Below are 25,158 nucleotides of genomic sequence, written 5' to 3'. Positions count from 1 at the left end.
AGTGTCGCCTAGTGCCCGGTGGGGCGCCCGGCGTTTTCCCGGCGTCCGGTGAGACGCCTGGCGTCTTCCAGGTGCGCGGTCAGCTGCTTCTGGATGCGTACGGTCGCCTCGTCGAGCGCCTTGCGCGTACGCCGTCCGCTGCCGTCGCCCGCTTCGAAGGGGTCGCCGAAGACGACGTCGACCCGGCTGCGCAGCGGGGGCAGCCCCTTTATCAACCGGCTGCTCTTCTCGGAACTTCCCAGTACCGCCACCGGGACGATGGGCGCCCCGCTGCGTACGGCGAAGTACGCGAGCCCGGCCCGCAGCGAGGCGAAGTCTCCTTCGCCCCGGCTGCCCTCCGGGAAGATCCCGAGTACGCCACCGTTGTCCAGGACGCCGAGCGCCCTGGTGATCGCCGTGCGGTCGGCGACCGAGCGGTCCACCTTCAGCTGGCCGATGGAGAGCAGGAAGGGGTCGAGCGGGCCGATGAACGCTTCCTTCTTGATCAGGAAGTGCGTGGGCCTGGGCGCCACGCCCATGACCATCGGTCCGTCGATGTTGTGCGCGTGGTTCACGGCCAGGATCACCGGGCCGCTCGCGGGAACCTTCCAGGCGCCCAGGACGCGCGGCTTCCACAGCCCGTACATCAGTCCCACGCCGATACGGCGCCCGACCTCGGCACCCCGTACCGATGGTGCTTCGGTCACTTCGCGGCCCGCTTCTCCTCGACGAGGGTGACGACGCACTCGATGACCTGCTGGAGTGTGAGGTCGGAGGTGTCCACCTCGACCGCGTCGTCCGCCTTGGCGAGCGGGGACGTCTTGCGGCTGGAGTCGGCCGCGTCCCGCTTGACCAGGGCCTCGCGGGTGGCGTTGATGTCGGCGCCCTTCAGCTCACCGCTGCGCCGGGCGGCACGCGCCTCCGGGGAGGCGGTGAGGAAGATCTTCAGATCGGCGTCGGGCAGCACGGTCGTCCCGATGTCACGCCCCTCGACGACGATCCCGGTCTCCGCGCCGGCGGCGATCGAACGCTGCAGCTCGGTGATCCGGGCGCGCACGTCGGGCACCGCGCTGACCGCGCTCACCTTGGAGGTGACCTCGTCCGTGCGGATCGGGCCCGCGACATCGGTCCCGTCGACGGTGATGGCCGGCGCGGCCGGGTCGGTGCCGGAGACGATCTCCGGCTTGCCCGCCGCGGCGGCGATCGCGCTCGGGTCCGTGACGTCGATCCCGTTGCTCACCATCCACCAGGTGATCGCCCGGTACTGGGCGCCGGTGTCCAGGTAGCTCAGCCCGAGCTGTGAGGCCACGGCCTTCGAGGTGCTCGACTTGCCCGTGCCGGAGGGGCCGTCAATCGCGACAATCACAGCCGGTATGGTCCGGGCGGCGCCGTTTTCCACGGTGGGAACACCTTCCTGGTGCGGGGCGGAGGCTTGTACGGGACACGAGCGCGCCCCGCACAAGGTTACTGGCTCCACGGACCCCGGCTTACTGGCCCTTCCAGGGGCCATCCCGAGCGAGCTGTCGCGCGGGGGCTACTGCCGCAGCGCCCAGCCCCGCTCCCGCAGCGCGGCGCTCAGCACCGGCGCCGCCTTGGGCTCCACCATCAGCTGCACCAGACCGGCTTGCTGCCCGGTCGCGTGCTCGATGCGTACGTCCTCGATGTTGACCCCCGCCATCCCAGCGTCCGCGAAGATGCGGGCGAGCTGGCCGGGCTGGTCGTCGATGAGGACGGCCACGACCTCGTAGTCGCGCGGCGCCGAGCCGTGCTTGCCGGGGACGCGGACCTGGCCGGCGTTCCCGCGGCGCAGGACGTCCTCGATGCCGGTGGCACCCTCGCGCCGCTTGGCCTCGTCGGAGGACTGGAGGGCGCGCAGGGCCTGGACCGTCTCGTCGAGGTCGGCGGAGACGTCCGAGAGGAGGTCGGCGACCGGGCCGGGGTTCGCGGACAGGATGTCGATCCACATCCCGGGGTCGGAGGCGGCGATCCGGGTCACATCACGGATGCCCTGGCCGCAGAGGCGTACGGCGGCCTCCTCGGCGTGCTCCAGGCGCGCGGCGACCATGCTGGACAACAAATGCGGCATGTGGGAGACGAGCGCGACGGCCCGGTCGTGGGCGTCCGCGTCCATGACGACCGGTACGGCACGGCAGTGCGAGACGAGTTCGAGGGCGAGGTTGAGCACCTCGGTGTCGGTGTCCCGAGTGGGCGTCAGGACCCAGGGGCGCCCCTCGAAGAGGTCTCCGGTGGCGGCCAGCGGTCCCGACTTCTCGCGGCCCGACATGGGATGCGAGCCGATGTACGAGGACAGGTCGAGGCCGAGCGCCTCCAGCTCCCGGCGCGGGCCGCCCTTGACGCTCGCCACGTCGAGGTAGCCGCGCGCGACCCCGCGCCGCATGGCGTCCGCGAGCGTCGCGGCCACGTGCGCGGGCGGTGCGGCCACGATCGCGAGGTCGACGGGCCCTTCGGGCGCCTCGTCCGTGCCTGCGCCGAGCGCGGCGGCCGTACGGGCCTGCTCCGGGTCGTGGTCGGTGAGGTGGACCACGACACCGCGGGCCGCGAGGGCCAGGGCGGCGGACGTGCCGATCAGTCCGGTTCCGATGACGAGGGCGGTCCTCACTGGGCGATGTCCTTGCGGAGTGCGCCCGCGGCGCCCAGGTAGACGTGCGCGATGTCGGCGCGGGGCTTGTCGGACTCGATGTGCGCGAGGACTCGTACGACTCTGGGCATCGCGCCCTCGATGTCCAGTTCCTGTGCGCAGATCAGCGGCACGTCGACGATGCCGAGCTTGCGTGCGGCGGCCGCCGGGAAGTCGCTGTGCAGATCGGGCGTCGCGGTGAACCAGATGCTGATCAGGTCGTCCGTGGTGAGGCCGTTCCGCTCCAGGACGGCGGTGAGCAGCTCGCTGACCTGCTCGTCCATGTGGCCGGCCTCGTCCCGTTCCAGTTGGACGGCGCCCCGGACCGCTCGTACCGCCACGGTGATGCTCCTTGCTGATGTACGTAGACGTCTTGTCACACCAGCGTAGTCAGCCCGCAACGCGCGGGTGCGCGGCGCCCGCCTGACGAGACGGCCACCGCGCACGCGACACAGGGCGTCAGACCTGCTGCGCCTTGATGAGGTCCTCCAGGGAGGCGGAAGGCAACTCACCGTTCGGGGACAGCTTGTCGACCGCCTGGGGCAGGGTCTCGGCGATCTGCATCGCGGCCTGGTCGGGGGTGACACCGGCCTGTTCGGCGACCTGCTTGAGGGTCTCGTCGGGCAGCGCCTGCTGGATCTGCGCGCCGGTCACGGACTGGTTCTCGCCGGTGCCGACCCAGGAGTCCTTCTGCTCGGTGAGCCCGGATTTGGTGAGCATCTCCAGGAGTCCGCCCAGCGGGTTGCTGCTACCTCCCGAACCACTGCCCGAGCCGCCGGCCAGGGACTGGAGCAGCGCCCCCAGGATGCCTGCGCCGGAACCGCCTGACGCACCGCCCTGGCCGCCGCCGAGGAGACCGCCGAGCAGGCTGCCGAGATCGTTACCCGCCATGGTTGGTCACGCCTTTCGAGAGTGCGGCCAGGAGCAGGTCACCGCCCGGCCTGAGACCCTGCCAATGTCACTTGAATCGCCCTATTCCGCCACTTGTAGTGAGAACACACCCGTGCGCCTCTGGACGCGGGGGCGTGGATCCGCTCTCATAGCGGGAGACTCGCCTCGGGGGAGGCCCGCATGGCCCGTATGAAGCGTCCAGGACCCGTTCTCACCCTTCTCGCGGGACTGGTGCTCGGCCTGTTCCTGCTGTCGCTCAACGCGACGACGGGGACGAAGAGCGCCTCGTCGTCCCAAGTAAAGGTGCCTGCCGCGTCCACCTCGCCGAGCCCGAAGGCAAGCGCGACGTCGAGCCCGTCACCCACGAAGACCACCGCTTCGCCGACTCCGTCGAAGAGCGCGCCGCCCAACGCCGACTACGCGGGCCGCACCGACGACGACTCCTCGGCGATCGCGGTCTCCCTGCGCAACGGAAAAGCGATCGCGTACTTCTGCGACGGCCACGACAAGGAGTCCTGGCTCAAGGGCGACGTCAAGGACGACGGCACCATGAAGCTCACCGGCAAGAACGGCTCCGAGCTGAACGGCACGCTCCAGGGCAAGCGGATCCGCGGCACCGTCGACCTCGAAGGGCAGCGCTACGGCTTCACCGCCGACAAGGCCGTCAAGCCGTCCGGGCTCTACCGGGCGACGGCCACCGTGCGCGGCGCCCAGGTCGACGGCGGCTGGGTCGTGCTGCCCGGCGACGGCCGCGATCAGGTCGGCATCGTCAACCGCGACGGCGAGCCCTCGGCGGCGCCCGACATCGACCCGGAGACCGGCGCCGTGACGATCGACGGGGAGCAGCTCACTGCCGAGCCCGTCACCCCCTGACCTCCAGTTCCCCTCATCCGACCCCCTCTCGCGCAGGGAGCCGTTCATGACCGTGGATCCGAACGCCGCCACCCAGGCCTTCCCGCCTCCGCAGCCCGCGCACGGCCGTCCGAACCCGGCCCGCTATCTGGTCCCGGCCCTGGTCGCCGCGGCGGTGGCGGTCGGCTTCGGGGCGTACGGCAAGGTCCACGACCCGGCGGGGACGGCCTTCAACATCGCCGGCTTCAGCAGCACGGGTGCCGTGAAGTCATGGCTGGCGACGGTGGCGTTCGCCTTCGCGCTCATCCAGGTGGTCTCGGCGTTGATGGTGTACGGGAAGCTGCCGGGGCCGAGCTGGTCGGCGGTGCTGCACCGCTGGTCGGGGCGGATCGCGTTCCTGGTGTCGGTGCCGGTCGCGGTGCACTGTCTGTACGCGCTGGGCTATCAGACGTACGAATCACGCGTTTTGTGGCACTCCCTCCTGGGTTGCTTCTTCTTCGGTGCCTTCAGTGCCAAGATGCTGCTGCTCCGCTCGGAGCGACTGCCCGGCTGGCTGCTGCCGATCGTCGGCGGACTCGTGTTCGCCGTCCTCACCGTCATCTGGCTGACGTCCGCCCTCTGGTTCTTCCGCACCTTCGGAGTGACGACATGACCCATCGCCCGACGAGGCGCACGATTCTTCTCGCGAGCGGCGCGGCGGCTCTCGTCGCGGGCTGCAGTGAGTACGGCGGCAGCAACGACAGCAGCGACTCGTCGTCCGCCGGCGCCTCCGCCGGACAGGAACTGGCCAAGACGACCGACATCCCCGTCGGCGGCGGCAAGATCTTCAAGGACGAGCAGGTGGTGGTGACCCAGCCGGAGAAGGACCAGTTCAAGGCCTTCACCAACATCTGCACCCACCAGCAGTGCCCGGTGGCCAGCGTCTCCGGCGGCACCATCAACTGCAACTGCCACGGCAGCAAGTTCAGCATCAAGGACGGCTCGGTGGCCAACCCCCCTGCGACGCAGCCGCTGGCCGAGAAGCAGATCACGGTCAAGGGAAATTCGATCACCCTGGCGTGAAGTCGGCACGTACGCTCCGGACATGGATCCCCAGGCCCTGGTGCGCGACCACACGATCTACTCCTGTGTGATGGGTTCGCGCGCCTTCGGCCTGGCCACGGACACGAGCGACACCGACCGCCGGGGCGTGTTCCTCGCCCCGACCCCGCTCTTCTGGCGCTTCGAGAAGCCGCCGACCCATGTCGAGGGCCCGGCCGAGGAGCAGTTCAGCTGGGAGCTGGAGCGCTTCTGCGAGCTGGCCCTGCGCGCGAACCCGAACATCCTGGAGTGCCTGCACTCCCCCGTCGTGGAGTACGTCGACGACACGGGCCGCGAACTCCTCGCCCTGCGCGAGGCGTTCCTCTCCCGGCGGGCCCACGGGACGTTCACGCGCTACGCGCTCGGCCAGCGCAAGAAGCTGGAGGCCGACGTACGTCAGCACGGTGCCCCGCGCTGGAAGCACGCCATGCACCTGCTTCGGCTCCTGATGAGCGCCCGTGATCTGCTGCGCACGGGCGAGCTGACGATCGACGTGGGCGATCAGCGCCAACCGCTGCTCGCGGTGAAGCGGGGCGAGGTTCCGTGGCCGCGGGTGGAGACGTGGATGAGCCAACTGGGGACGGAGGCGGACGAGTCGGCCGGCCGCAGTCCCCTCCCCGCCGAGCCGGACCAGGCACGCGTCGAGGCCTTCCTCGTACGCGTCCGCCGGGCGTCAGCTCTCCAGTCGGACCCGGACGACGAACGCGTGCAGGGCGTCGTACGCGGACGGAGCCTCGGGCAGCGCTGACAGGCCCTGCGCCTCGTCCAGCAGGATGCGCAGCCGCTCGACATCGCCCTCCACGCGCGCGTGGCGCACATCCGCGGCCCCGTGCTCCCGCTCCGCCTTCGCGGCGATCAGGTCCGGCAGATAGACAGGAGCCCCGGTCTCCCCCATCAGCGCGCGCAGATCGGCCTGCACCTCACCGCTGCGCATCAGGTGGATGCCGGTGAGCAGCACACGGAACGTGTAGAGCAGCGGCTTCAGTTCGCCGGTCTTCTCGAAGAGCCGCCACTGCGTGTTCGCGAACCCTTGGTAGTGGTGGGCGTGATGGCTGGTGAGGACGCCGGGGGCGAGACCCGCCAGCTCCCGGTGGGCGTCGGTGGTGTGCACGACGAGCGGTGAGAGCAACTGCTCCAGCACATAGCCGTTGCGGCGCAGCATCAGCCGTACGAACTTGCGCAGGTCGTGGGTGACCAGGTCCATCTCGACCCCGTCCTGCTCCCACATCCGGGACCGGGTCTCCTCCGGCTCCCGCAGTCCGACCAGTTCGGCCGCCGGCAGCAGATGCACGCCGCGCAGATCGACGTCCGAGTCGCGTGACGGGAAGCCGTAGAGGTGTGCTCCGGAGACGGTGGCGAACAGCACGGGATCGGGCTGCTCGGACACCACCGCCTTGAGATCGAGGTCCAGGAGGTCGGTCATCCCTCAAGCGTCCCAGAGCGCTCCAAGGGACATGAGGTCGCCTTGGTACTCGATGCGGTCGGCCCAGGACGTCGGCCACGCGTCCGAGCCGTGGTAGGCGCCCGCGAAGGCGCCCGTCAGACAGGCGATGGAGTCGGAGTCGCCGGAGGTGCAGGCGGCCCGGCGTACTGCGGTGAGGGGCTCGTCGACGAACAGCAGGAAGCACAACAGGCCGGTGGCGAGCGCCTCTTCGGCGACCCAGCCCCCGCCGGTGGCCAGGCAGGGGTCGGACTCGGGCGAGACCGTTCGCACGGCATGCCGGAGGTGGTCGAGGATCTCCAGGCACTCGTCCCAGCCGCGCCCGATGAAGTGCTCCGGCGTGGGGTCCTGGCCGCGGGTCCACAGGTCGCCGAGCCAGCGGGAGTGGTAGCGGTGACGGTTCTCGTACGCGTACGACCGCAGCCGGCCGACCAGTCCCATCGGCTCGGTCCCGTTTGCGAGGAGCCAGATCGCGTGTGCGGTGAGGTCGGCGGCGGCGAGCGCCGTGGGGTGCCCGTGGGTGAGGGCGGCCTGCAACTGCGCGGCGCCCGCGCGCTGTTCTTCGCTCAGTCCGCGGACGAGTCCGACGGGCGCCACGCGCATGTTGGCGCCGCAGCCCTTGGAGCCGATCTGGCTTGCCTCCTGCCAGGGCCGCTTCTCGTTCTTCAGGAGGTCGCAGGCGACGAGACAGGTGCGGCCGGGCGCACGGTTGTTGTCGGGCGACTGGTACCAGTCCACGAACTCCTCGCGCACCGGCCGCTCCATCCGCAGCGGGCCGAGCAGGCCGCGGTCCATGGCCGTCCGCAGTCCACGTGCCAGCGCCAGCGTCATCTGGGTGTCGTCGGTGACGATCGCGGGCCTGGGCAGGTCCATCTCGCGCCACGGGCCGCACTTCGCGAGGATCGCCGGCACCGAGTTGAACTCGGTCGGGAACCCCATCGCGTCGCCGAGGGCGAGGCCGAGCAGGGATCCGGTGGCGGCACGTTTCGCGAGCGTCGTGGTGGTCATGTGGGTCGTCCTTCCTGAGTGGGACGCAGCAGGGGTGGGTGCAGGGTTTTGGCGCCGCCCGCGCGGTACAGCGCGGCGGGTTTGCCGCGGCCTCCGGTGAGGCGTGCGGCACCCGGCACCGGGTCGACGAAGCCCGGCGTGGCGAGGACCTTGCGCCGGAAGTTGGGCCGGTCGAGCGCGGTGCCCCACACGGTCTCGTACACCTGCTGCAGCTCTCCGAGGGTGAACTCGGGCGGGCAGAAGGACGTGGCGAGACAGCTGTACTCGAGCTTGGAGCCGATGCGGTCGTGGGCGTCGGCGAGGATCCGGTCGTGATCGAAGGCGAGCGGATCGAGCGCGTTGTACCGCAGCCACTGGGCCTGCGCCGCGTCACCGCCGCCGTGCGGCTCGGGAGGGTCCGCGAGCAGCGCGGCGAAGGCGACGGAGACGACGCGCATCCTGGGGTCGCGGCGGGGTTCGCTGTACGTCCTCAGCTGTTCGAGGTGGAGCCCGGAGATGTCCGACAGGCCGGTCTCCTCGGCGAGTTCGCGCCGGGCCGCCGCCTCCGCGGACTCGTGCGGCAGCACGAAGCCGCCGGGGAGCGCCCAGCGGCCCATGTACGGCTCCTGCCCGCGCTCGACGAGAAGCACCTGGAGCACGCCCGCGCGGACGGTCAGGACGGCCAGGTCGACGGTGACGGCGAAGGGCTCGAACGCGTACTTGTCGTAGCCCTCGGGTGCGCTCCCGCCAGGCGCGCGACCTTCCCGTGCGAGCACGCCCACCCACCCCCTATTAATAGTCAGAACGACTAATAGTCATTACGACTATAAGGAGGTGAGTGGGCTCACACAACCCTTTAACTGGGCTGGTTCGAGGCCTTGTTGGCGGGTCGGGAGGGTGCGAACGCCGCCACCGCCGCTCCCGCCGCAGCGGCCCCTGCCGACACCCACAGCGCGGGCCCGCACCCGTCGACGAAGGCCTCCGCCGAGCCGTAGCCCCCGTACCGGCTGAACACGGCCGCGGCGACGGCGACTCCGAAGACGCCGCCCAGTGCGCGCAGTGCACTGTTGACGCCGGCCGCCACGCCCGCGCCGCCGGGCGGCACCGATGAGGTCACGGCGTTGGCGATGGTGGGGAAGGCCAGAGAGATGCCGACCCCGGCGAGGATCAGCGGCACGACCAGGCTTCCGTAGTCCACGCCGGGCTCGATCTGCCGGGCCAGCAGCCCGAGCCCGACCGCCTGGAGGACCAGGCCGGTCAGCATGAAGGGCCTGTTCCCGAACCGGTCGGCGAGCGCGCCCGCGAGCGGCGAGACGGCCAGCGGCATGCCGGTCCACACAAGGATCCGGACGCCCGCCTCCAGCGGAGAATTGCCCAGGCCGAGCTGAAAGAGCTGCGTGATCATGAAAATCGAGCCGAGCAGCGACATGAACATCAGGAAGATCGTGCCGTTGGCGGTCGAGAAGCCGCGCCGCCCGAAGTACGTGACCGGCAGCATCGGGTAGCGCGCCCGCGACCGCTCCCAGCCGAGGAAGGCCGTCAGGAACACGATTCCGACCGCCAGCCCGCCCAGCACCTCGGCACTCCCCCAGCCCGCCTCCGGCGCCCGTACCGGCGCCCAGGCCAGCCCGGTCAGACCCACGGCCGCCAACACCAGTCCCACGGCGTCGAGTTGGGGACGGGGACCGTAGCTCTCGCGGAGTTTGACGGCGGCCAGGGGAAGCATCGCGAGCCCCAGCAGCACGTTCAGCCAGAAGATCCACTGCCAGGAGAGGCCCTCGGTGACGGCACCGCCGAGCACGGGCCCCGAGGCGACCCCGAGCCCGGTCACCCCGCCCCACACGCCGATCGCCACGCCCCGTTTCTCGGCCGGGAACGCCTCACTGATCAGGGTCAGCGTGAGCGGCAGCAGGACGGCCGCTCCGGCGCCCTGGACCACGCGGGCGGCGATCAGCTGACCGGGACCGCCGGCGAGCGCGGCCAGGGCCGAGGCCAGTGTGAAGACGGCAAGACCGACGACGAACATGCGCCGCCGCCCGAACCGGTCGCCGAGCGCGGCGCCGGTCAGAGTGAGGCAGGCGAAGACCAGGTTGTACGCGTTGAGCGTCCACTCCAGTTCGGACAGGCTCGCCCCGAATTCGGCCCGCAGGGTGGGCAGCGCGGTGACGACGACCACCACGTCGAGGGAGCAGAGCAGCGCTCCGAGTGCGGCCAGTACGACGGTCCACACCCGCCGTGGCGGAGCGGCACCGGCGGCTGGTTCGCGGACCGGGACACGCAGGGTGTCAGCCATGACGGTTCCTTTCGTGAGGTCGAGGGATCACTCACGGAAGGCAGACCGGGCCCGGTCCGGAAAGGAATCGCGGCGGGCTAGGACGCCGCCCCAGGAAGGCCAGCAACCGGTCCCCGGGCCGGGACCAGGACGACGGCGCGCCGACCGGTTCGGCGAAGCGCACACCCCGGTCGGCGTCCGCCACGGACCACCGCGCCACGGGGAGCAGTTCGGCGGCGAGGGCGGGCGGGATCGGCCGCGCCCGCCCGCACGCCTGCGCCACGTCCCATCCGTGTACGGCGATCTCGACGGCGCCGACGGCCGCCAGGAGCCCGAGATCCAGCGACCCGTCCCCCACACCCACGGAAGGCTCGGCCGACGGCACGTCGCCCGACACCACCGCCCAGGCGCCGAGCAGGGCGCACGCCCGCTCCCGGAAGGCACACACGGGATCGGCGGCGGCCGGCGAGGAACACAGCCCGACACGCCCCGCGGCGACCCCTTCGTAGAGCGCCTCCACCGAGTCGTCCAGATGCCGGAGCAGCTCCCCCAGGTCCCACCCGGAACACGGCGTGGCCCGCCCGAGGCTCCCCGGCACCACTACGGCGACGCTCCCCAGCGCATACGCGAGCGACCGCTCCAGCAGCTCCCCGGGGTTCACGAGAGCACCTGGGACAGTCCGAAGTGCCCGAACAGCCCCACATCGAAGAAGGCGGTGATCCTGGCGATGCCCGCACCGCTCACCTCGAGAACCTGCACGGAGTGCGCCCTGTACACCCCGTCTCCATCGCGCGCGTACGCCACCACCGCCGGCTGCCCGTTGGCCCGCGTGGGCACCATCCGCAGGCGCCCCGCGTAGCCGACCCGCGTCCCCAGGAAGCGCATCACGTCCTTCTTGCCGCTGAACCAGTCCAAGTAGGGAGGCATTTCGAGCTCGACGCCGTCCTGGAGGAGCCCCAGGAGCGCGTCCATGTCGGCGTGTTCGAAGGCGGCCATGTAGCGGTCGAGCAGTTCTCGGTCCTCGGGGCCGTCGGGCTCGGTGACGAGTTCCTCCTCGGGTGCCAGCTCGTCGAGCCGGGCACGCGCGCGCTGGAGGCTGCTTTTGACGGCCGCCGTGGAGGTCCCGAGCAGTGCGGCGACCTCGGGCGCCCGCCAAGCCAGCACGTCCCGCAGGATCAGCACGGCCCGCTGCCGCGCCGGCAGATTCTGCAGCGCGGCGACGAGTGCGAGCCGCAGACTCCCACGGGCCGCCACGACGTTCGCCGGGTCGACGAGCGCGTCCGGCAGCGGCTGCAGCCACGGGACATCCGTCACAGGGGCCCTCAGAGGCCCCTCAGGCGCGTCTCCCGGCCCGCCGAGCCCGGAGGGCAGCGGACGGCGCACACGGCCCTCCAGAGCCGTCAGACACGTATTCGTGGCGATCCGGTGCAGCCAGGTCCGCAGGGACGCCCGGCCCTCGTACCCCTCGTACGACCGCCAGGCCCGCAGATACGTCTCCTGCACCAGGTCCTCGGCGTCGTCGACCGACCCGAGCATCCGGTAGCAGTGCGCGAGCAGCTCCCGCCGGTACGGGTCTGTCAGCCGTACGAACTCCTCGCGCTCCGTCGTGGCGCCCATCGCGCGCTCCCTTCGCTCACCGGTACAGACCGGCGGGGAGCCGAAAACGCATCGGCCGGTCCCGGGGCAATCCCGGAACCGGCCGAAACGGCGGGCACCCCTAGAGGTCGACCTCCTGCATGAGCATTCCGACCTCGGTGTTCGACAGGCGGCGCAGCCAGCCCGACTTCTGGTCGCCGAGGGTGATCGGGCCGAAGGAGACGCGCACCAGCTTGTCGACCGGGAAGCCGGCCTCCGCGAGCATGCGGCGCACGATGTGCTTGCGGCCCTCGTGCAGGGTCACCTCGACCAGGTAGTTCTTGCCGGTCTGCTCGACGACGCGGAAGTGGTCCGCCTTCGCGTAACCGTCCTCCAGCTGGATGCCGTTCTTGAGCTGCTTGCCCAGGTCACGCGGGATCGGGCCCACGATGTGCGCGAGGTAGACCTTCTTCACGCCGTACTTGGGGTGGGTCAGGCGGTGCGCCAGTTCACCGTGGTTGGTGAGCAGGATGACGCCCTCGGTCTCGGTGTCGAGCCGCCCGACGTGGAAGAGCCGCGTCTCGCGGTTCGTCACGTAGTCGCCGAGGCACTGACGGCCCTCGGTGTCCTCCATGGTCGAGACGACACCGGCGGGCTTGTTCAGCGAGAAGAACTGGTACGACTGCGTGGCCACGGTCAGCCCGTCGACCTTGATCTCGTCCTTCTCCGGGTCGACGCGCATGCCCTGCTCCACGACGATCTCGCCGTTGACCTCGACCCGGGACTGCTCGACCAGCTCCTCGCAGGCACGCCGCGAGCCGTAGCCGGCGCGCGCGAGCACCTTCTGCAGGCGCTCGCCCTCCTCCTCGGCCCCGGGGTGGGTCTTGGGCGTCTTGATCTCCGGCTTGCCGGCGTACCGGTCCCTGTTGCGCTCCTCGGTCCGTGTCTCGTACTCGCGGGAGCGCGCGGGCTCCGTACGGCCGCCGCGCTGCTGGCTCTGCCTGGGGCCGCCCTTGGCGCCGCCGCGGGCCGCGTTGCCGCGACCGGACTTCGGGCCCTCGTGGGTCGCCGAAGGGCCTACGTCGTAGCGGCGCTCCTCGGGACGAGGCTTGCCGGGACGCTTCGGCTGGTCGTCGCGCCCTCCCGCGCTCCTCGGCTGGGAGCCACCGCCGCCACCGGCGGCCCTGGGGTTGCCGCCACCGCCGGAACCGCGGGGGCCACCGCCACCGCTGGAACCGCGAGGGCCACCGCCCCCACCGGAACCGCGGGGACCGCCGCCCCCACCGCTCCCGCGCGCACCGCCGCCACCGCCGCCGGACCCGCGGGCGTTGCCGCCCCCACCGGTCCCGCGGGGGTTGCCGCGCCCGCCGCTGTTCCTGCCACTACCGCTGCCACTGCTTCGCATCAAAGTTCCGTCGTCGTCGTGTCGTCTGCATCTGCATCCGGTGCATCCGGATCGAACGACGGGACCCCTTCCAGCGTCTCGGCTTCGATCGCGTCCGCCTCTGGGAGGAAGGGCGCGAGCTCCGGGAGCTCATCCAGGCCGCGCAGGCCCATTCGCTCCAGGAAGTAGTTCGTCGTCCTGTACAGGATCGCACCTGTTTCGGGTTCCGTGCCCGCCTCCTCGACCAGACCGCGCTGCAGGAGGGTGCGCATCACGCCGTCGCAGTTGACTCCGCGGACCGCGGAGACCCTGGATCGGCTGACCGGCTGACGGTACGCGACGACCGCGAGGGTCTCCAGGGCCGCCTGGGTGAGGCGGGCCTGCTGCCCGTCCAGGACGAAGCGTTCGACGGCCATCGCGTACTCGGGCCGGGAGTAGAAACGCCAGCCCCCGGCGATGAGCCGCAGCTCAAAGCCACGCCCCTGAATGGTGTACTCGTCGGCCAGCTCGCGCAGAGCGGCCGCGATCCGTCGCTTCGGCCGCTCCAGGATCTTCGAGAGGTGCTCCACGGTCGCGGGTTCGTCCACGACCATGAGGACGGCCTCCAGGGCGGGCTTGAGATCGAGGTCGGCGACGGTGCGCGGCCCGCCCTCGGTCTCGGTGGTGTCCTCGCTCACGCCTTCTTCTCCTCCTTGGGCGGCACCTCGGGCGGCCGGTCGAACTCGTCCGTGACCCTCGGCTCCTCGTCGCTGTCCCCGCCGGTCCAGCGCACGACGAGCCCCCCGAGCGCCTCCTCCTGGTCCAGCGACACGGCCTTCTCGCGGTACAGCTCGAGCAGGGCGAGGAAGCGGGCCACGACGGTCAGGGTGTCGTCGGTGTCGTCGACGAGGTCGCGGAAACTGGCAGCCCCCAGCTCCTTCAGCCTCGCCACCACGATCCCCGCCTGCTCCTGCACGCTGACCAGCGGCGCGTGGATGTGATCGACGTACACCTGAGGCTTGGGCCTGGGCTGCATCGCCTTCACGGCGAGCTTCGCGAACCCCTCCGCCCCGATGCTGATGACCACCTCGGGAAGCAACTCGGCGTGGTGGGCCTCCAGGCCGACGGTACGGGGGTAGCGGCGGGCCTCTTCCTCGAGGCGGGCGTTGAAGATGTCCGCGATCTGCTTGTACGCGCGGTACTGCAGCAGCCGCGCGAAGAGCAGGTCCCGCGCCTCCAGGAGCGCCAGGTCCGCCTCGTCCTCGACCTCGGCCGACGGCAACAGCCGTGCCGCCTTGAGATCGAGCAGGGTGGCGGCGACGACGAGGAACTCGGTCGTCTGGTCCAGATCCCAGTCCGGCCCCATCGCCCTGATGTGTGCCATGAACTCGTCGGTGACGCGCGACAGCGCCACTTCCGTGACGTCCATCTTGTGCTTCGAGATCAGCTGAAGCAGCAGGTCGAAGGGCCCCTCGAAGTTCGCGAGCCGCACCTTGAAGACACCGTCGTCGGGCTCGGGCGGTTCCTCGGTTACCGGCGACTCGCTCACCGCCGCAGGCGGTTCAGGCTCCTCTTCGGGAGGAGGTACGGCCAGATCCTCTGCGGGAGCGGGAGCCGGGTCCGGCCCAGGACCCCGCCCCAGAACACGCCGACGACCGGCACCAGGGCCGGCGGACGGGACGGAGGCGTCGTACGAGGGCATAGCGCTCGCAGGCTACCTCCTACCGCCCACGAAGCCGTCGTACGAGAATGCTCGCGTCCCCACGGGATTCGAGATCGGCGAGGACGACGGCGACCGCCTCACGGACGATCCGCCCACGGTCGACCGCGAGCCCGTGTTCGCCCCGGAGCACCAGACGGGCGTGCTCGAGATCGATGAGCTCCTCGGCGGAGACGTACACGGTGATCTTCTCGTCGTGGCGCTCCCGGCCACTGGGCTGCCGACGCCCCTGCCCCTGGCCCCGCCCGCGCTTGCGCGAGGACTGCCCGGCGGCAGAACCTTCCTGCGCCGCCTGACCTGGCCCCGAGCGCTCCGGAGCCGCACCCCGGCTGCGGGAGCCCCCCGAGCCGGAGTCGGCCGCGACATGTTCGTCGCCCTCACCGTCACCGCCCTGGACGGGCACCGACTGCGGTGCGTCCTCCCCGGCGGCCGCCGCGTCGCTCTCGCCCGCGGGAGCCGGCACCCGGGCCTCGCCGTTGGTCCGGCGCGAGGGCGAGGACGACTGGAGCGCCATTCCCCCGGTGGTACGGAACAATTCGTCGGCCCCCGGCAGACTCACTCGGCGTGACACCGGGCGAGCACCTCCCTGGCGAGCTGACGATAAGCGGCGGCACCTACGGAGTTGGAGGCGTACGTGGTGATCGGCTCTCCGGCGACGGTGGTCTCCGGGAAGCGCACCGTGCGCCCGATGACCGTGTGGTAGACGTGATCGTCGAAGGCCTCGACCACGCGCGCGAGCACCTCACGGCTGTGCACCGTGCGGGAGTCGTACATCGTGGCGAGGATGCCGTCGAGCTCCAGCTCGGGGTTGAGCCGCTCCTGGACCTTCTCGATGGTCTCGGTGAGCAGCGCGACACCGCGCAGTGCGAAGAACTCGCACTCCAGGGGCACGATCACCTTGTGGGCTGCCGTCAACGCGTTGACGGTGAGCAGGCCGAGCGAGGGCTGGCAGTCGATCACGATGTAGTCGTAGTCGGCCATCAGCGGCTTCAGGGCGCGCTGGAGTGTGGACTCGCGCGCGACCTCGCTCACCAACTGCACTTCGGCGGCGGACAGGTCGATGTTGCTGGGCAGCAGGTCCATGTTCGGGACCGCCGTCTTCAGGAGCACGTCGTCGGCCACCATGCCCCGCTCCATGAGCAGGTTGTAGACCGTGAGGTCGAGCTCCATCGGGTTGACGCCGAGGCCGACCGAGAGCGCGCCCTGCGGGTCGAAGTCGACGAGCAGGACCCGGCGTCCGTACTCCGCGAGCGCGGCACCCAGGTTGATGGTCGACGTGGTCTTGCCGACGCCGCCCTTCTGGTTGCACATCGCGATGATCGTCGCGGGGCCGTGGTCGGTCAGCGGGCCCGGGATCGGGAAGTACGGCAGCGGGCGCCCGGTCGGACCGACGCGCTCACGGCGCTGACGGGCCGCGTCGGGCGCGAGCGTGGCCGCGTACTCGGGATCTGGCTCGTACTCGGCGTCGGGGTCGTAGAAGTGCCCCTCGGGCAGTTCGTCGTAGTCGGCGAAGTGGGTGCGGTTCTCGCCACTTCCGTTGCCGGCCATGGCGTTCACGTGATGGCCATCCATGCTCGGGTGTGCTGTCTGAGTCATCCGGGGACTCTTCTGGGCTGCGAAGGTGCGGACAGCGACGGAGCCGACAGCCTCGAGCCCCGTGGGGCCCTGGCCCCGCGTCGGCATTCCTGGTTGACCACCCCCGGGAGTAAATGTCGACTCATTCACAAGTCGTCTTACCTCCTTGGTGACCAGGAAACTTCTCGATAGGTCAGCGTGGCACCATGCCGACGGTTGGCGACTCTATGGCGTGTCACCGGTCCGCAGCAACACAATCCGCCGGACCCGACCCGATGTGTCGGCAACCGAACACCCCTCTGTCAAGGGCGTAAGGCCGTCGCACGGTAGGTTTCACCGGTGTACGAATCGGTTAAAGAGTTACGTTCGTGGCGAGTTGAACGAGTGTCACAAAGTGACCCGACACACACCCGGCCGGGCCTTGTCGGGCAAGGTCCGGCCGGGTGTGCGGTGTTGACGACCCGTGTTGACGTATCGCCTTTTTACCCGTTGATGACTTAACCGAGCAAGGACTCCAGCTCGACGTGCTCCAGGCCGTGCGCCTCGGCGACCTCGCGGTAAACCACCTTGCCGTCATGGGTGTTGAGACCCTTGGCGAGCGCCGCGTCACGGCGCAGCGCCTCGACCCAGCCGCGGTTCGCGAGCTCCACGATGTACGGAAGCGTCGCATTGGTGAGCGCGTACGTCGACGTGTTGGGCACGGCGCCGGGCATGTTGGCGACGCAGTAGAAGACCGAGTTGTGGACCGGGAAGGTCGGCTCGGCGTGGGTGGTCGGACGCGAGTCCTCGAAGCAGCCACCCTGGTCGATCGCGATGTCGACAAGAACACTTCCCGGCTTCATTCGCGAGACAAGTTCGTTGGTGACGAGCTTCGGCGCCTTGGCACCCGGGATGAGAACCGCGCCGATGACGAGGTCGGCGTCCAGGACGGCCTTCTCCAGCTCGAAGGAGTTGGACATGATCGCCCGGACCTTGGTGCCGAAGACCTTGTCGGCCTCGCGGAGCTTGTTGATGTCGCGGTCGAGCAGCGTGACGTGGAAGCCCATGCCGACGGCGATCTGCGTGGCGTTCCAGCCGGAGACACCGCCGCCGATGACGACGGCCCGCGCGGGCTGCGTGCCGGGGACACCACCGGGGAGCACGCCACGGCCGCCGACCGAGCGCATCAGGTGGTAGGCGCCGACCTGCGGGGCGAGGCGGCCCGCGACCTCGGACATCGGGGCGAGGAGCGGCAGCGCACGGCTGGGCAGCTCGACCGTCTCGTATGCGATCGCCGTGGTGCCGGACTCGACGAGCGCGTCCGTGCACTCCTTGGAGGCGGCCAGGTGCAGGTACGTGAAGAGCGTCTGGTCCTTGCGGAGGCGGTGGTACTCCTCCGCGATGGGCTCCTTGACCTTGAGCAGCAGGTCGGCGGTGGCCCAGACCTCGTCGGCGGTGGCGAGGATCCGCGCACCGGCGGCGACGAACTCGTCGTCCGTGATCGAGGAGCCGACGCCGGCGTTCTTCTCGATGAGCACCTGGTGGCCGTGGCGCACCAGCTCGTGCACGCCGGCGGGGGTGATGGCCACCCGGAACTCGTTGTTCTTGACCTCGCGGGGGATGCCGACCTTCACGTCGATCACGGTCCTTGGCTCAGAGGGTTCTGGGGCTGTGCATGCCGAGGCGATGCGAGCCGGGGCATTGCATGTCATACCCGACGTACGGGAGCACAACGGGAGACACCACGAAAGAGCGCGGCGGAGCCAGTCTAATGAAGGGATTCCCTCTGTCTAGCCTTTCAATGCATCAATCTTCTTCGGATGTACTACGGATTTCGCAGGCGTTAGCGTCTTGTTCCCTGGCCGATGCGCTCTCCGGGAGCTCGTCACCCAGCATTCGCTCGGCCGCACCCCGGTGCAGTCGCGCCGCCGCCGGGTCGCCGAGCCGGTCCAGCGTGTCGGCCAGCCTGAGCTGCAGCGCGGCCTGCAGTCGTACGTCGTCGGCGCGGCGCGCCCACTCGGCCGCCTCCTGGCAGGTGCGCAGTGACTCCTCGGGCCGTCCGGCGTACTCCTGGACACGTGCCATCTCGCTCAACGCCCGTGCCTGGGCGGCCACATCGCCGTTCTTGCGGTGCCCGGCTACGGCGGCCCGCCAGTTGCGCAGCGCCTCGCCGTAGCGGCCCGCGTAGGTGTGCGCGGCGGCGATCCGGCCGTACAGCCGGGCGGCGTCCACGCGCTCGTCGCGGGCGAGCCGATCGGCGAGCGCCCGCCCGTACCAGTCGGCCGCCCGGTCGTAGTCCCCGAGCTCCTGGTGGGCGCCGCCTACGGATTCCATCGCGCGGCCGGTCGCATACGGATCGTTCGCCTCGCGTCCGGCGTCGAGTGCGGCCCGGTAGCGGGCCAGGGCGTCCGCCGTACGACCCGTCTGGGCGTCCAGATCCGCGAGGTTCAGCAGGGCCGCGGCCTTCTCGCGGGGCAGTTTCCGGCGCTCGGCGACGTCCAGGACGAGCCGGTGGATGCCGTACAGCTCGGGCGCAGCGGCCTGCGTACCGACGTGCGCGACCATCGCCCGCACCAGCGCGGCCATGATGCGGCGGGCCAGGGTGTCCAGCTCGCCGTCGGCGACCGCAAGCCGGGCCGAGGCGAGCAGCGCGGGCTGCCGGATGCGCAGCCAGTCGGCGGCGGCCCGGGGGTTCGGGAAGCGCAGGGCGCGGGGCATTCCGGCGAGCTTCTCGCGGGCCGGCGAGCTGTCGGTCTCGGTGATGGCGCGGCAGGACACCAGCAGCCGTACGGTCCGCTCCAGCATCCGGGCGCGGGCCAGCTGGAGCTCGGCGGGGCGGTCGTGGGTCTCGGTGAGGGCGTGCAGCAGCGGCAGCAGGCAGCCGGGCACCTCGTACTGCGGCAGCGGCGACTCCACGGGCCGCAGGAGGCCGAGCGCGGCGAAGTCGTCCAGTGTGGTGCGGGCGGCGTTCACCGAGCAGCCCGCGAGCGCGGACGCGGTGTGCGGGTCGACGAGCCCGGCCGGGGCGAGCGACAGCAGTCGCAGTATCCGCGCGGCGGCGCTGGGCAGCGAGGCGTACGTGAGCCGGAAGACGCGGGCCAGCGGCGAGCCCTCCTCGCCGTCGGAGCGCAGTTGCTTGGCGAGGTCGGCGACGGCCGACTGGGGGCGGGTCGCGAGCCAGCCGCCGGCGAGCACCAGGGCGGCGGGCTGGCCCGCGCACAGCTCGACCAGGCCCTCGGCGGCGAACGGATCCACGGTGATGCGCACCGAGCCGGTGAAGCGGCCGAGCAGTTCGAGGGCGGACTTGGTGTCCAGGCCCCCCAGGGTGCAGGGGCGGACGTCCGCGATGCCGGTCAGCGGCCCGCCGGAGACGGCCACGACCAGACACTCCGGCGTGTCCGGGAGCAGGGCGTCGACCTGCTCGGCGTCGGCCGCGTCGTCGAGGACGAGCAGGACGCGGCGGACGGCGAGCGCCTCGCGCAGCGACTCGCCGAGGTCCTCGGCGCCCGCCCCGGGCGGTGTGGGACGCTCCAGGGCGGTGAGCAGCTCGCGGGCGGTGCGCTCGGTGGGGACCGGGGTGCCGTCGGGTTCGGTGAGCCGGGCACGCAGAACTCCGTCGGGGTAACTCTCGGCGACCTGCTCCGCAAGCTCCTCGGCGAGCGCGGTGCGGCCCGAGCCGGGCTTGCCCGCGATGAGCAGCACGCGCGCGCGTGGCGCCTTACGGCCGGAGATGGTGTCCAGGCCAGCGCGCTCGATGTCGGCCCGGAGTTCCTTCAACTCTCTTGTACGACCCAGGAACTGACTCTCCGTAGGAGCGGACCCGGCAGCCGGGCGCTGCCCCTCTGCCGACACCTTCGTGCCGCCGTTGTCCACCGCCTGATCCGTCACGGGCCACACTCCCGTCCCACTGCACGCGCAAACCCGCCGGGACTCCGGACGGGGCGTTTTCAGAGCCTAGTTCACGCTCTGCGACGATCCGTGCGGAGCGCGGCGGGCACGTCCCCCGATCGGATCAGGCGATCGTAGGACTGTCTGCGTCAGACGGGTGTCAGGTGGGCGTCGGCAGCCCGTCAGACCTCGAAGGGCCGCGCCGGCCACGGCGCCTCCGCCGGACGCAGCGCGTCGAGGCCCTCGCCGTGCCGTGCGGCGACCAGCGAAAGTACGCCGACGACGAGGCAGTTGTTGTGCAGCTCTCCGGCGAGTACGCCCCGTACGAGCTCGTCGACGGAGACCCGGGCCAGTTCCATGTCGGCCTCTTCGTCCTCGACCTCGAAGCGTTGCCCCTCGGCTTCGGAGAGGTCGCGGGCCAGGAAGATGCGGACGGCCTCGTCGCAGCCGCCGGGCGTGGTGTAGGCGTCGGTCAGGACACGCCAGTTCTCGGCCTTGATATGGGCCTCTTCGTAGAGCTCGCGCTGGGCTGCGTGCAGAGGGTTCTCGCCGGGGATGTCGAGGAGTCCGGCCGGGATCTCCCAGAGCTTGTGGCGGACGGGGTGGCGGTACTGGCGCAGCACCAGGACGCGGTTCTGGTCGTCGAGGGCGACGATGGCCACGGAGCCGGGGTGGACCTGGTAGTCGCGGCGGGCGACCGATCCGTCGGGCATGACCACGTCGTCGGTGCGGACCGAGGTCTTGTTGCCGACGAAGGGGGTCTCGCTCGCCCTGATCTCCCACTCCTCGGCGGTGTCCTTGATGGTCATGCCCTGTCCTCCCACACGTGCAAAAAAGCTGTCGGCCCCGCACAAGAATCCGTTACCTGTACCCGCAACGGAAAACGGGGTGCGCACCTCGAAAGGCACACACCCCGGCCACCGTACAACCCTTGCGTCACTTGCCCGTCTTGCGTGCCACCGCGGCCTTGACCAGGCCCGCGAAGAGCGGGTGCGGGCGAGTCGGACGCGAGCGCAGCTCGGGGTGCGCCTGGGTCGCGACCAGGTACGGGTGGATGTCGCGCGGGTACTCGACGTACTCGACGAGCTTGCCGTCCGGCGAGGTTCCGGAGAACTGCAGACCGGCCTTCTTCTCCAGCTCGGCGCGGTAGGCGTTGTTCACCTCGTAGCGGTGACGGTGACGCTCCTCGACGTACTCCTTGCCGTCGTACACCTCACGCGCGATGGAGCCCTCGGCGAGCTTCGCGGGGTACATGCCCAGGCGCATGGTGCCGCCCATGTCGCCCTCGCCGGCGACGATGTCGAGCTGCTCGGCCATGGTGGAGATGACCGGGTGGGCGGTGGCGGAGTCGAACTCGGTGGAGTTGGCGTCCGCGATGTCGGCCAGGTTGCGCGCGGCCTCGATCACGATGCACTGCAGGCCGAGACAGAGGCCGAGCAGCGGGATCTTGTTCTCGCGGGCGTACTGGATGGCGCCGACCTTGCCGGACACGCCTCGGTCGCCGAAGCCGCCGGGGATGCAGATCGCGTCGACGTCACCGAGCTGCTTGGCCGCGCCCGCCGGGGTCTTGCAGTCGTCCGAGGTGACCCACTTGATCTTCACGCGGGCCTTGTTGGCGAAACCGCCGGCACGCAGGGCCTCGGTCACCGAGAGGTAGGCGTCGGGCAGGTCGATGTACTTGCCGACGAGCGCCATGTTGATCTCGTGGAGCGGGTTGTGGACGCGGTCGAGCAGGTCGTCCCAGGCCGTCCAGTCCACGTCACGGAAGGGCAGGTCCAGCTTGCGGACGACGTACGCGTCCAGGCCCTCGGTGTGCAGGACCTTCGGGATGTCGTAGATCGACTTGGCGTCGATGCACGCGACCACGGCCGCCTCGTCGACGTCGCACATCAGCGAGATCTTGCGCTTGATGGCGGTGGGGACCTCGCGGTCCGCGCGCAGCACGATCGCGTCCGGCTGGATACCGATGTTGCGCAGCGCCGCAACCGAGTGCTGGGTCGGCTTCGTCTTCAGCTCCCCGGAGGGGCCGATGTACGGGAGGAGCGAGATGTGGACGACGAACACATTGTCGCGGCCGACCTCGTGACGGACCTGACGGACCGTCTCCAGGAACGGCAGGGACTCGATGTCGCCGACCGTGCCGCCGACCTCCGTGATGACTACGTCGACGTCATCGGTGGCCATACGGCGGATGCGGTGCTTGATCTCGTTGGTGATGTGCGGGATGACCTGCACGGTGTCGCCCAGGTACTCGCCGCGCCGCTCCTTGGCGATGACGGTCGAGTACACCTGGCCTGTAGTGACATTGGCGGAGCCGTCCAAGTCAACGTCGAGGAAGCGCTCGTAGTGTCCGATGTCCAGGTCGGTCTCGGCGCCGTCATTGGTGACGAACACCTCGCCGTGCTGGAAGGGGTTCATGGTGCCAGGGTCGACGTTCAGGTACGGGTCGAGCTTCTGCATGGTGACTCGCAGGCCCCGCGCTTTGAGCAGCGCACCCAGACTCGAGGCCGTGAGGCCCTTGCCGAGGGAGGAGGCGACACCCCCGGTGACGAAGATGTGCTTTGTCGTCGTGGCTGCATTGTTTCGAAAAGCAGCGGGCGTCATGGCCAAGAGGGGGCTCCCGTGGTCGCGGTCTGGGGTGCGTGCCGGCATGGTGTCCGAAGATTTCCGGAGGCGCCGTCGCTGCGGTTCGGGGGTTTTTCTCCCACCGGTCCACGGGCTACCAGGGTATCAGCGCCGCGAGGAGGCTGCTTCCGGCCACGCTCCGCACACAAGTCGCCACGCGCCCCACACGCCACTCACTCGATCAGCCCAGCCGGGTTACCGGGAGCGGCACGCGGATCTTCCACGTGCGTCGTATCCTGCTCGGACACTCGCTGCCGAGCCCGGCCGACACACGGCACCATCCCCGTCCGTATCCCGGAACACGAGAGCTCGTCAGTTCGTTTCGCAACGACAATCGCACCGACTAATTGACGTTTCGTAGCGACGCAATACCAACGTTCCCTTGACCGCAAGAGCGACCGCCCCTCCGGGGGCGACGTGGCCGTTCGACTGGAGATGCACGTGGCCGGGCGCATCGAGGACTACGCACTCATCGGAGACATGCAGACAGCCGCGCTGGTCTGCCGGGACGGCACGGTCGACTGGCTGTGCCTGCCCCGCTTCGACTCCCACGCCGTCTTCGCCGGACTGCTCGGCACGGAGGAGCACGGATTCTGGCGGCTCGGCCCGGCGCACGCCGCCGACGCCAAACCGCCGACGGCGGCGCGCCGCACCTACCGCGGCGACTCGCTGATCCTGGAATCCGAGTGGGACACCCCGCGCGGCACTGTCCGCGTGACCGATTTCATGCCCCCGCGTGACGGCGCGCCGCAGCTGATCCGGATCGTGGAGGGCATCACGGGCCGGGTCCCGATGCGCTCCGCGCTGCGGATGCGTTTCAGCTACGGCCGTGTGGTGCCCTGGGTGCACAAGCACGAGGGCCGGACGGTTGCCGTCGCCGGACCCGACTCGGTGTGGTTCGACACCGCCTGCGAGACCTACGGCAAGGCGCTGACCACGTACGCCGACTTCACGGTGGCGCCCGGTGACCGGATCGCGTTCACCATCTCGTGGGAGCCCTCGCACAAGGCGCCCCCGGCTCTGCCCGAGCCGGAGGAGTCGCTGGAGGCCACCGAGGAGTTCTGGCGCGACTGGGTCGACCAGTGCACGTACCACGGCCCCTACCGCGAGGCTGTCGTACGCTCCCTGATCACGCTCAAGGCCCTGACGTACGGGCCCACGGGCGGCATCGTCGCCGCGCCCACGACCTCGCTCCCGGAGGAGATCGGCGGCGTACGGAACTGGGACTACCGCTACACCTGGCTGCGCGACGCGGCCATCACGCTCTCCTCGCTGCTGCGCACCGGCTACCGCGAGGAGGCCCGCGCCTGGCGCGAATGGCTGCTGCGCGCGGTCGCCGGCGACCCGGAGAACCTGCAGATCATGTACGGCATCGCGGGCGAACGGGAGTTGGGCGAGGCGGAGCTCCACTGGCTTCCCGGGTACGAGAATTCGGGGCCGGTACGGGTCGGCAACGGCGCCGCGGGTCAGCTTCAGCTCGATGTGTACGGCGAGGTCACCGAGGCCCTGCACCTGGCGCACATGACGGGCCTGTCCCGCAACGACTACGCCTCGCTCCTCCAGCTCAAGCTGATCCGCTACCTGGAGGATCACTGGGACCAGCCGGACGAGGGCATCTGGGAAGTCCGCGGCCCGCGCCGCCACTTCGTGCACTCCAAGGTGATGGCCTGGGTCGCCGTCGACCGCACCATCAAGCTCATCGAGTCCGGTGACGCGGACGGCCCGCTGGAGAAGTGGCGCGAACTGCGCGACGACATCCACCGGGACGTCTGTGAGAAGGGCTACGACAAGGAGCGCAACACGTTCACGCAGTCGTACGGCTCCAAGGAGCTGGACGCCTCGCTGCTCCTCATCCCGCAGATGGGCTTCCTGCCGCCGGACGACAAGCGCGTGATCGGCACCATCGAGGCCATCCAGCGCGAGCTGTCGACCTCGGATGGCTTCATCCTGCGCTACCCGACCAGCGGCGAGCACGCGGGCGTGGACGGCCTGGAGGGTGACGAAGGTGCCTTCCTCGCCTGCTCGTTCTGGATGGCGGACGACCTCGCGATGATCGGGCGGGTCGACGAGGCCCGCAAGCTCTTCGAGAAGCTGCTCGCGCTCCGCAACGACCTGGGTCTGCTCGCCGAGGAGTGGGACCCCCGGCTCAAGCGCCAGGTCGGCAACTTCCCGCAGGCATTCAGTCACGTTCCGCTGATCGACACGGCGCTGCGACTGACGGCGAGCGGGGCGTACGGCGGCTGAACGCGCACGAATCCGCCTGAATGCAGATGAATGCGCCTGAATCCGTCTG

General features: G+C 70.3%; 25 protein-coding genes. 5 read left to right on the top strand and 20 right to left on the bottom strand.

Translation table 11 applies throughout. The annotated features are described in order from the left end of the window. Nucleotides 1-8: 8 nt before the first annotated feature. From OG266_RS35375 to OG266_RS35355, 5 genes are all read right to left on the bottom strand, one after another. A complete protein-coding gene (locus tag OG266_RS35375) occupies nucleotides 9-686 on the bottom strand; it encodes a 1-acyl-sn-glycerol-3-phosphate acyltransferase (RefSeq protein ID WP_266466518.1) in 678 nt (225 codons plus the stop codon). Continuing rightward, nucleotides 683-1,378: a (d)CMP kinase gene (cmk, locus tag OG266_RS35370; RefSeq protein WP_371550679.1), complete on the bottom strand. Its 696-nt coding sequence runs from the start codon at nucleotides 1,376-1,378 to the stop codon at nucleotides 683-685. Before cmk ends, OG266_RS35375 begins: the two co-directional genes overlap by 4 nt. 135 nt (nucleotides 1,379-1,513) lie before the next feature. Continuing rightward, a complete protein-coding gene (locus OG266_RS35365) occupies nucleotides 1,514-2,599 on the bottom strand; it encodes a prephenate dehydrogenase (RefSeq protein ID WP_266466504.1) in 1,086 nt (361 codons plus the stop codon). Beyond that, complete coding sequence (aroH, locus tag OG266_RS35360; protein ID WP_054234458.1) at nucleotides 2,596-2,958, bottom strand: chorismate mutase; 363 nt, start codon at nucleotides 2,956-2,958, stop codon at nucleotides 2,596-2,598. The genes OG266_RS35365 and aroH overlap by 4 nt, the downstream gene beginning before the upstream one ends. A 118-nt stretch (nucleotides 2,959-3,076) precedes the next feature. Continuing rightward, nucleotides 3,077-3,508, bottom strand: a complete 432-nt coding sequence (locus OG266_RS35355) for a YidB family protein (protein ID WP_266466497.1) — start codon at nucleotides 3,506-3,508, stop codon at nucleotides 3,077-3,079. Nucleotides 3,509-3,697: 189 nt separating this feature from the next. Between OG266_RS35355 and OG266_RS35350 the strand changes: the two genes are divergently transcribed. From OG266_RS35350 to OG266_RS35335, 4 genes are read left to right on the top strand one after another with little or no spacing between them, the layout of a single operon-like run. Further along, nucleotides 3,698-4,381, top strand: coding sequence for a hypothetical protein (locus OG266_RS35350; RefSeq protein WP_266470809.1), 684 nt, complete (start codon nucleotides 3,698-3,700; stop codon nucleotides 4,379-4,381). 46 nt (nucleotides 4,382-4,427) lie between these two features. Further along, on the top strand, nucleotides 4,428-5,012 hold the full coding sequence (locus OG266_RS35345; protein WP_266466494.1) for a DUF6529 family protein: 585 nt from the start codon (nucleotides 4,428-4,430) through the stop codon (nucleotides 5,010-5,012). Further along, nucleotides 5,009-5,422 (top strand): Rieske (2Fe-2S) protein, encoded by a 414-nt coding sequence (locus OG266_RS35340; protein ID WP_266466490.1) that lies wholly within the window; start codon nucleotides 5,009-5,011, stop codon nucleotides 5,420-5,422. The genes OG266_RS35345 and OG266_RS35340 overlap by 4 nt, the downstream gene beginning before the upstream one ends. Nucleotides 5,423-5,444: 22 nt before the next feature. Then, the gene (locus OG266_RS35335; protein ID WP_266466487.1) at nucleotides 5,445-6,188 is read left to right on the top strand and encodes a DNA polymerase beta superfamily protein; all 744 of its coding nucleotides are present in this window, start codon (nucleotides 5,445-5,447) and stop codon (nucleotides 6,186-6,188) included. On the opposite strand, the gene OG266_RS35330 is transcribed toward OG266_RS35335, so the two are convergent. From OG266_RS35330 to OG266_RS35260, 15 genes are all read right to left on the bottom strand, one after another. Continuing rightward, nucleotides 6,114-6,863, bottom strand: a complete 750-nt coding sequence (locus OG266_RS35330; RefSeq protein WP_266466484.1) for a nucleotidyltransferase domain-containing protein — start codon at nucleotides 6,861-6,863, stop codon at nucleotides 6,114-6,116. The genes OG266_RS35335 and OG266_RS35330 overlap by 75 nt on opposite strands. Nucleotides 6,864-6,866: 3 nt before the next feature. Next, a complete protein-coding gene (locus tag OG266_RS35325) occupies nucleotides 6,867-7,889 on the bottom strand; it encodes an ADP-ribosylglycohydrolase family protein (protein WP_266466482.1) in 1,023 nt (340 codons plus the stop codon). After that, nucleotides 7,886-8,644 (bottom strand): NUDIX domain-containing protein, encoded by a 759-nt coding sequence (locus tag OG266_RS35320; RefSeq protein WP_266466479.1) that lies wholly within the window; start codon nucleotides 8,642-8,644, stop codon nucleotides 7,886-7,888. Before OG266_RS35320 ends, OG266_RS35325 begins: the two co-directional genes overlap by 4 nt. A gap of 80 nt (nucleotides 8,645-8,724) precedes the next feature. Next, the gene (locus tag OG266_RS35315) at nucleotides 8,725-10,161 is read right to left on the bottom strand and encodes an MFS transporter (protein ID WP_266466476.1); all 1,437 of its coding nucleotides are present in this window, start codon (nucleotides 10,159-10,161) and stop codon (nucleotides 8,725-8,727) included. Nucleotides 10,162-10,192: 31 nt separating this feature from the next. Next, entirely contained in the window at nucleotides 10,193-10,801 is a 609-nt protein-coding gene (locus OG266_RS35310; protein ID WP_266466473.1) for a TIGR03086 family metal-binding protein, read from the bottom strand. Then, nucleotides 10,798-11,757 (bottom strand): sigma-70 family RNA polymerase sigma factor, encoded by a 960-nt coding sequence (locus OG266_RS35305; RefSeq protein WP_329548464.1) that lies wholly within the window; start codon nucleotides 11,755-11,757, stop codon nucleotides 10,798-10,800. Before OG266_RS35305 ends, OG266_RS35310 begins: the two co-directional genes overlap by 4 nt. Before the next feature lie 100 nt (nucleotides 11,758-11,857). Then, entirely contained in the window at nucleotides 11,858-13,120 is a 1,263-nt protein-coding gene (locus OG266_RS35300; protein ID WP_266466468.1) for a pseudouridine synthase, read from the bottom strand. Then, entirely contained in the window at nucleotides 13,120-13,776 is a 657-nt protein-coding gene (gene scpB, locus OG266_RS35295) for an SMC-Scp complex subunit ScpB (RefSeq protein ID WP_266466465.1), read from the bottom strand. The genes OG266_RS35300 and scpB overlap by 1 nt, the downstream gene beginning before the upstream one ends. Beyond that, a complete protein-coding gene (locus OG266_RS35290; RefSeq protein ID WP_371550671.1) occupies nucleotides 13,773-14,780 on the bottom strand; it encodes a ScpA family protein in 1,008 nt (335 codons plus the stop codon). Before OG266_RS35290 ends, scpB begins: the two co-directional genes overlap by 4 nt. Before the next feature lie 19 nt (nucleotides 14,781-14,799). Beyond that, entirely contained in the window at nucleotides 14,800-15,369 is a 570-nt protein-coding gene (locus OG266_RS35285) for a hypothetical protein (protein WP_371550669.1), read from the bottom strand. Beyond that, the gene (locus tag OG266_RS35280) at nucleotides 15,354-16,481 is read right to left on the bottom strand and encodes a ParA family protein (RefSeq protein WP_266466456.1); all 1,128 of its coding nucleotides are present in this window, start codon (nucleotides 16,479-16,481) and stop codon (nucleotides 15,354-15,356) included. The genes OG266_RS35285 and OG266_RS35280 overlap by 16 nt, the downstream gene beginning before the upstream one ends. 389 nt (nucleotides 16,482-16,870) lie before the next feature. Further along, nucleotides 16,871-17,986, bottom strand: coding sequence for an alanine dehydrogenase (gene ald / locus OG266_RS35275; RefSeq protein WP_266470808.1), 1,116 nt, complete (start codon nucleotides 17,984-17,986; stop codon nucleotides 16,871-16,873). Between the two features lie 172 nt (nucleotides 17,987-18,158). Beyond that, complete coding sequence (locus tag OG266_RS35270; protein ID WP_329548460.1) at nucleotides 18,159-20,240, bottom strand: tetratricopeptide repeat protein; 2,082 nt, start codon at nucleotides 20,238-20,240, stop codon at nucleotides 18,159-18,161. A 182-nt stretch (nucleotides 20,241-20,422) separates the two neighbouring features. Continuing rightward, nucleotides 20,423-21,049, bottom strand: a complete 627-nt coding sequence (locus OG266_RS35265; RefSeq protein WP_266466452.1) for an NUDIX hydrolase — start codon at nucleotides 21,047-21,049, stop codon at nucleotides 20,423-20,425. Between the two features lie 127 nt (nucleotides 21,050-21,176). Continuing rightward, on the bottom strand, nucleotides 21,177-22,844 hold the full coding sequence (locus OG266_RS35260) for a CTP synthase (RefSeq protein WP_266466449.1): 1,668 nt from the start codon (nucleotides 22,842-22,844) through the stop codon (nucleotides 21,177-21,179). Nucleotides 22,845-23,306: 462 nt separating this feature from the next. On the opposite strand from OG266_RS35260, the gene OG266_RS35255 reads away from it, so the two are divergent. Continuing rightward, nucleotides 23,307-25,109, top strand: coding sequence for a glycoside hydrolase family 15 protein (locus tag OG266_RS35255; RefSeq protein WP_266470806.1), 1,803 nt, complete (start codon nucleotides 23,307-23,309; stop codon nucleotides 25,107-25,109). The last annotated feature ends 49 nt before the right edge of the window (nucleotides 25,110-25,158 follow it).

The organism is Streptomyces sp. NBC_00554, assembly GCF_041431135.1.
Classification (GTDB): domain Bacteria; phylum Actinomycetota; class Actinomycetes; order Streptomycetales; family Streptomycetaceae; genus Streptomyces.
Note: the sequence above shows the minus strand (reverse complement) of the source record. Positions and strands in the feature narration are given on the sequence as shown.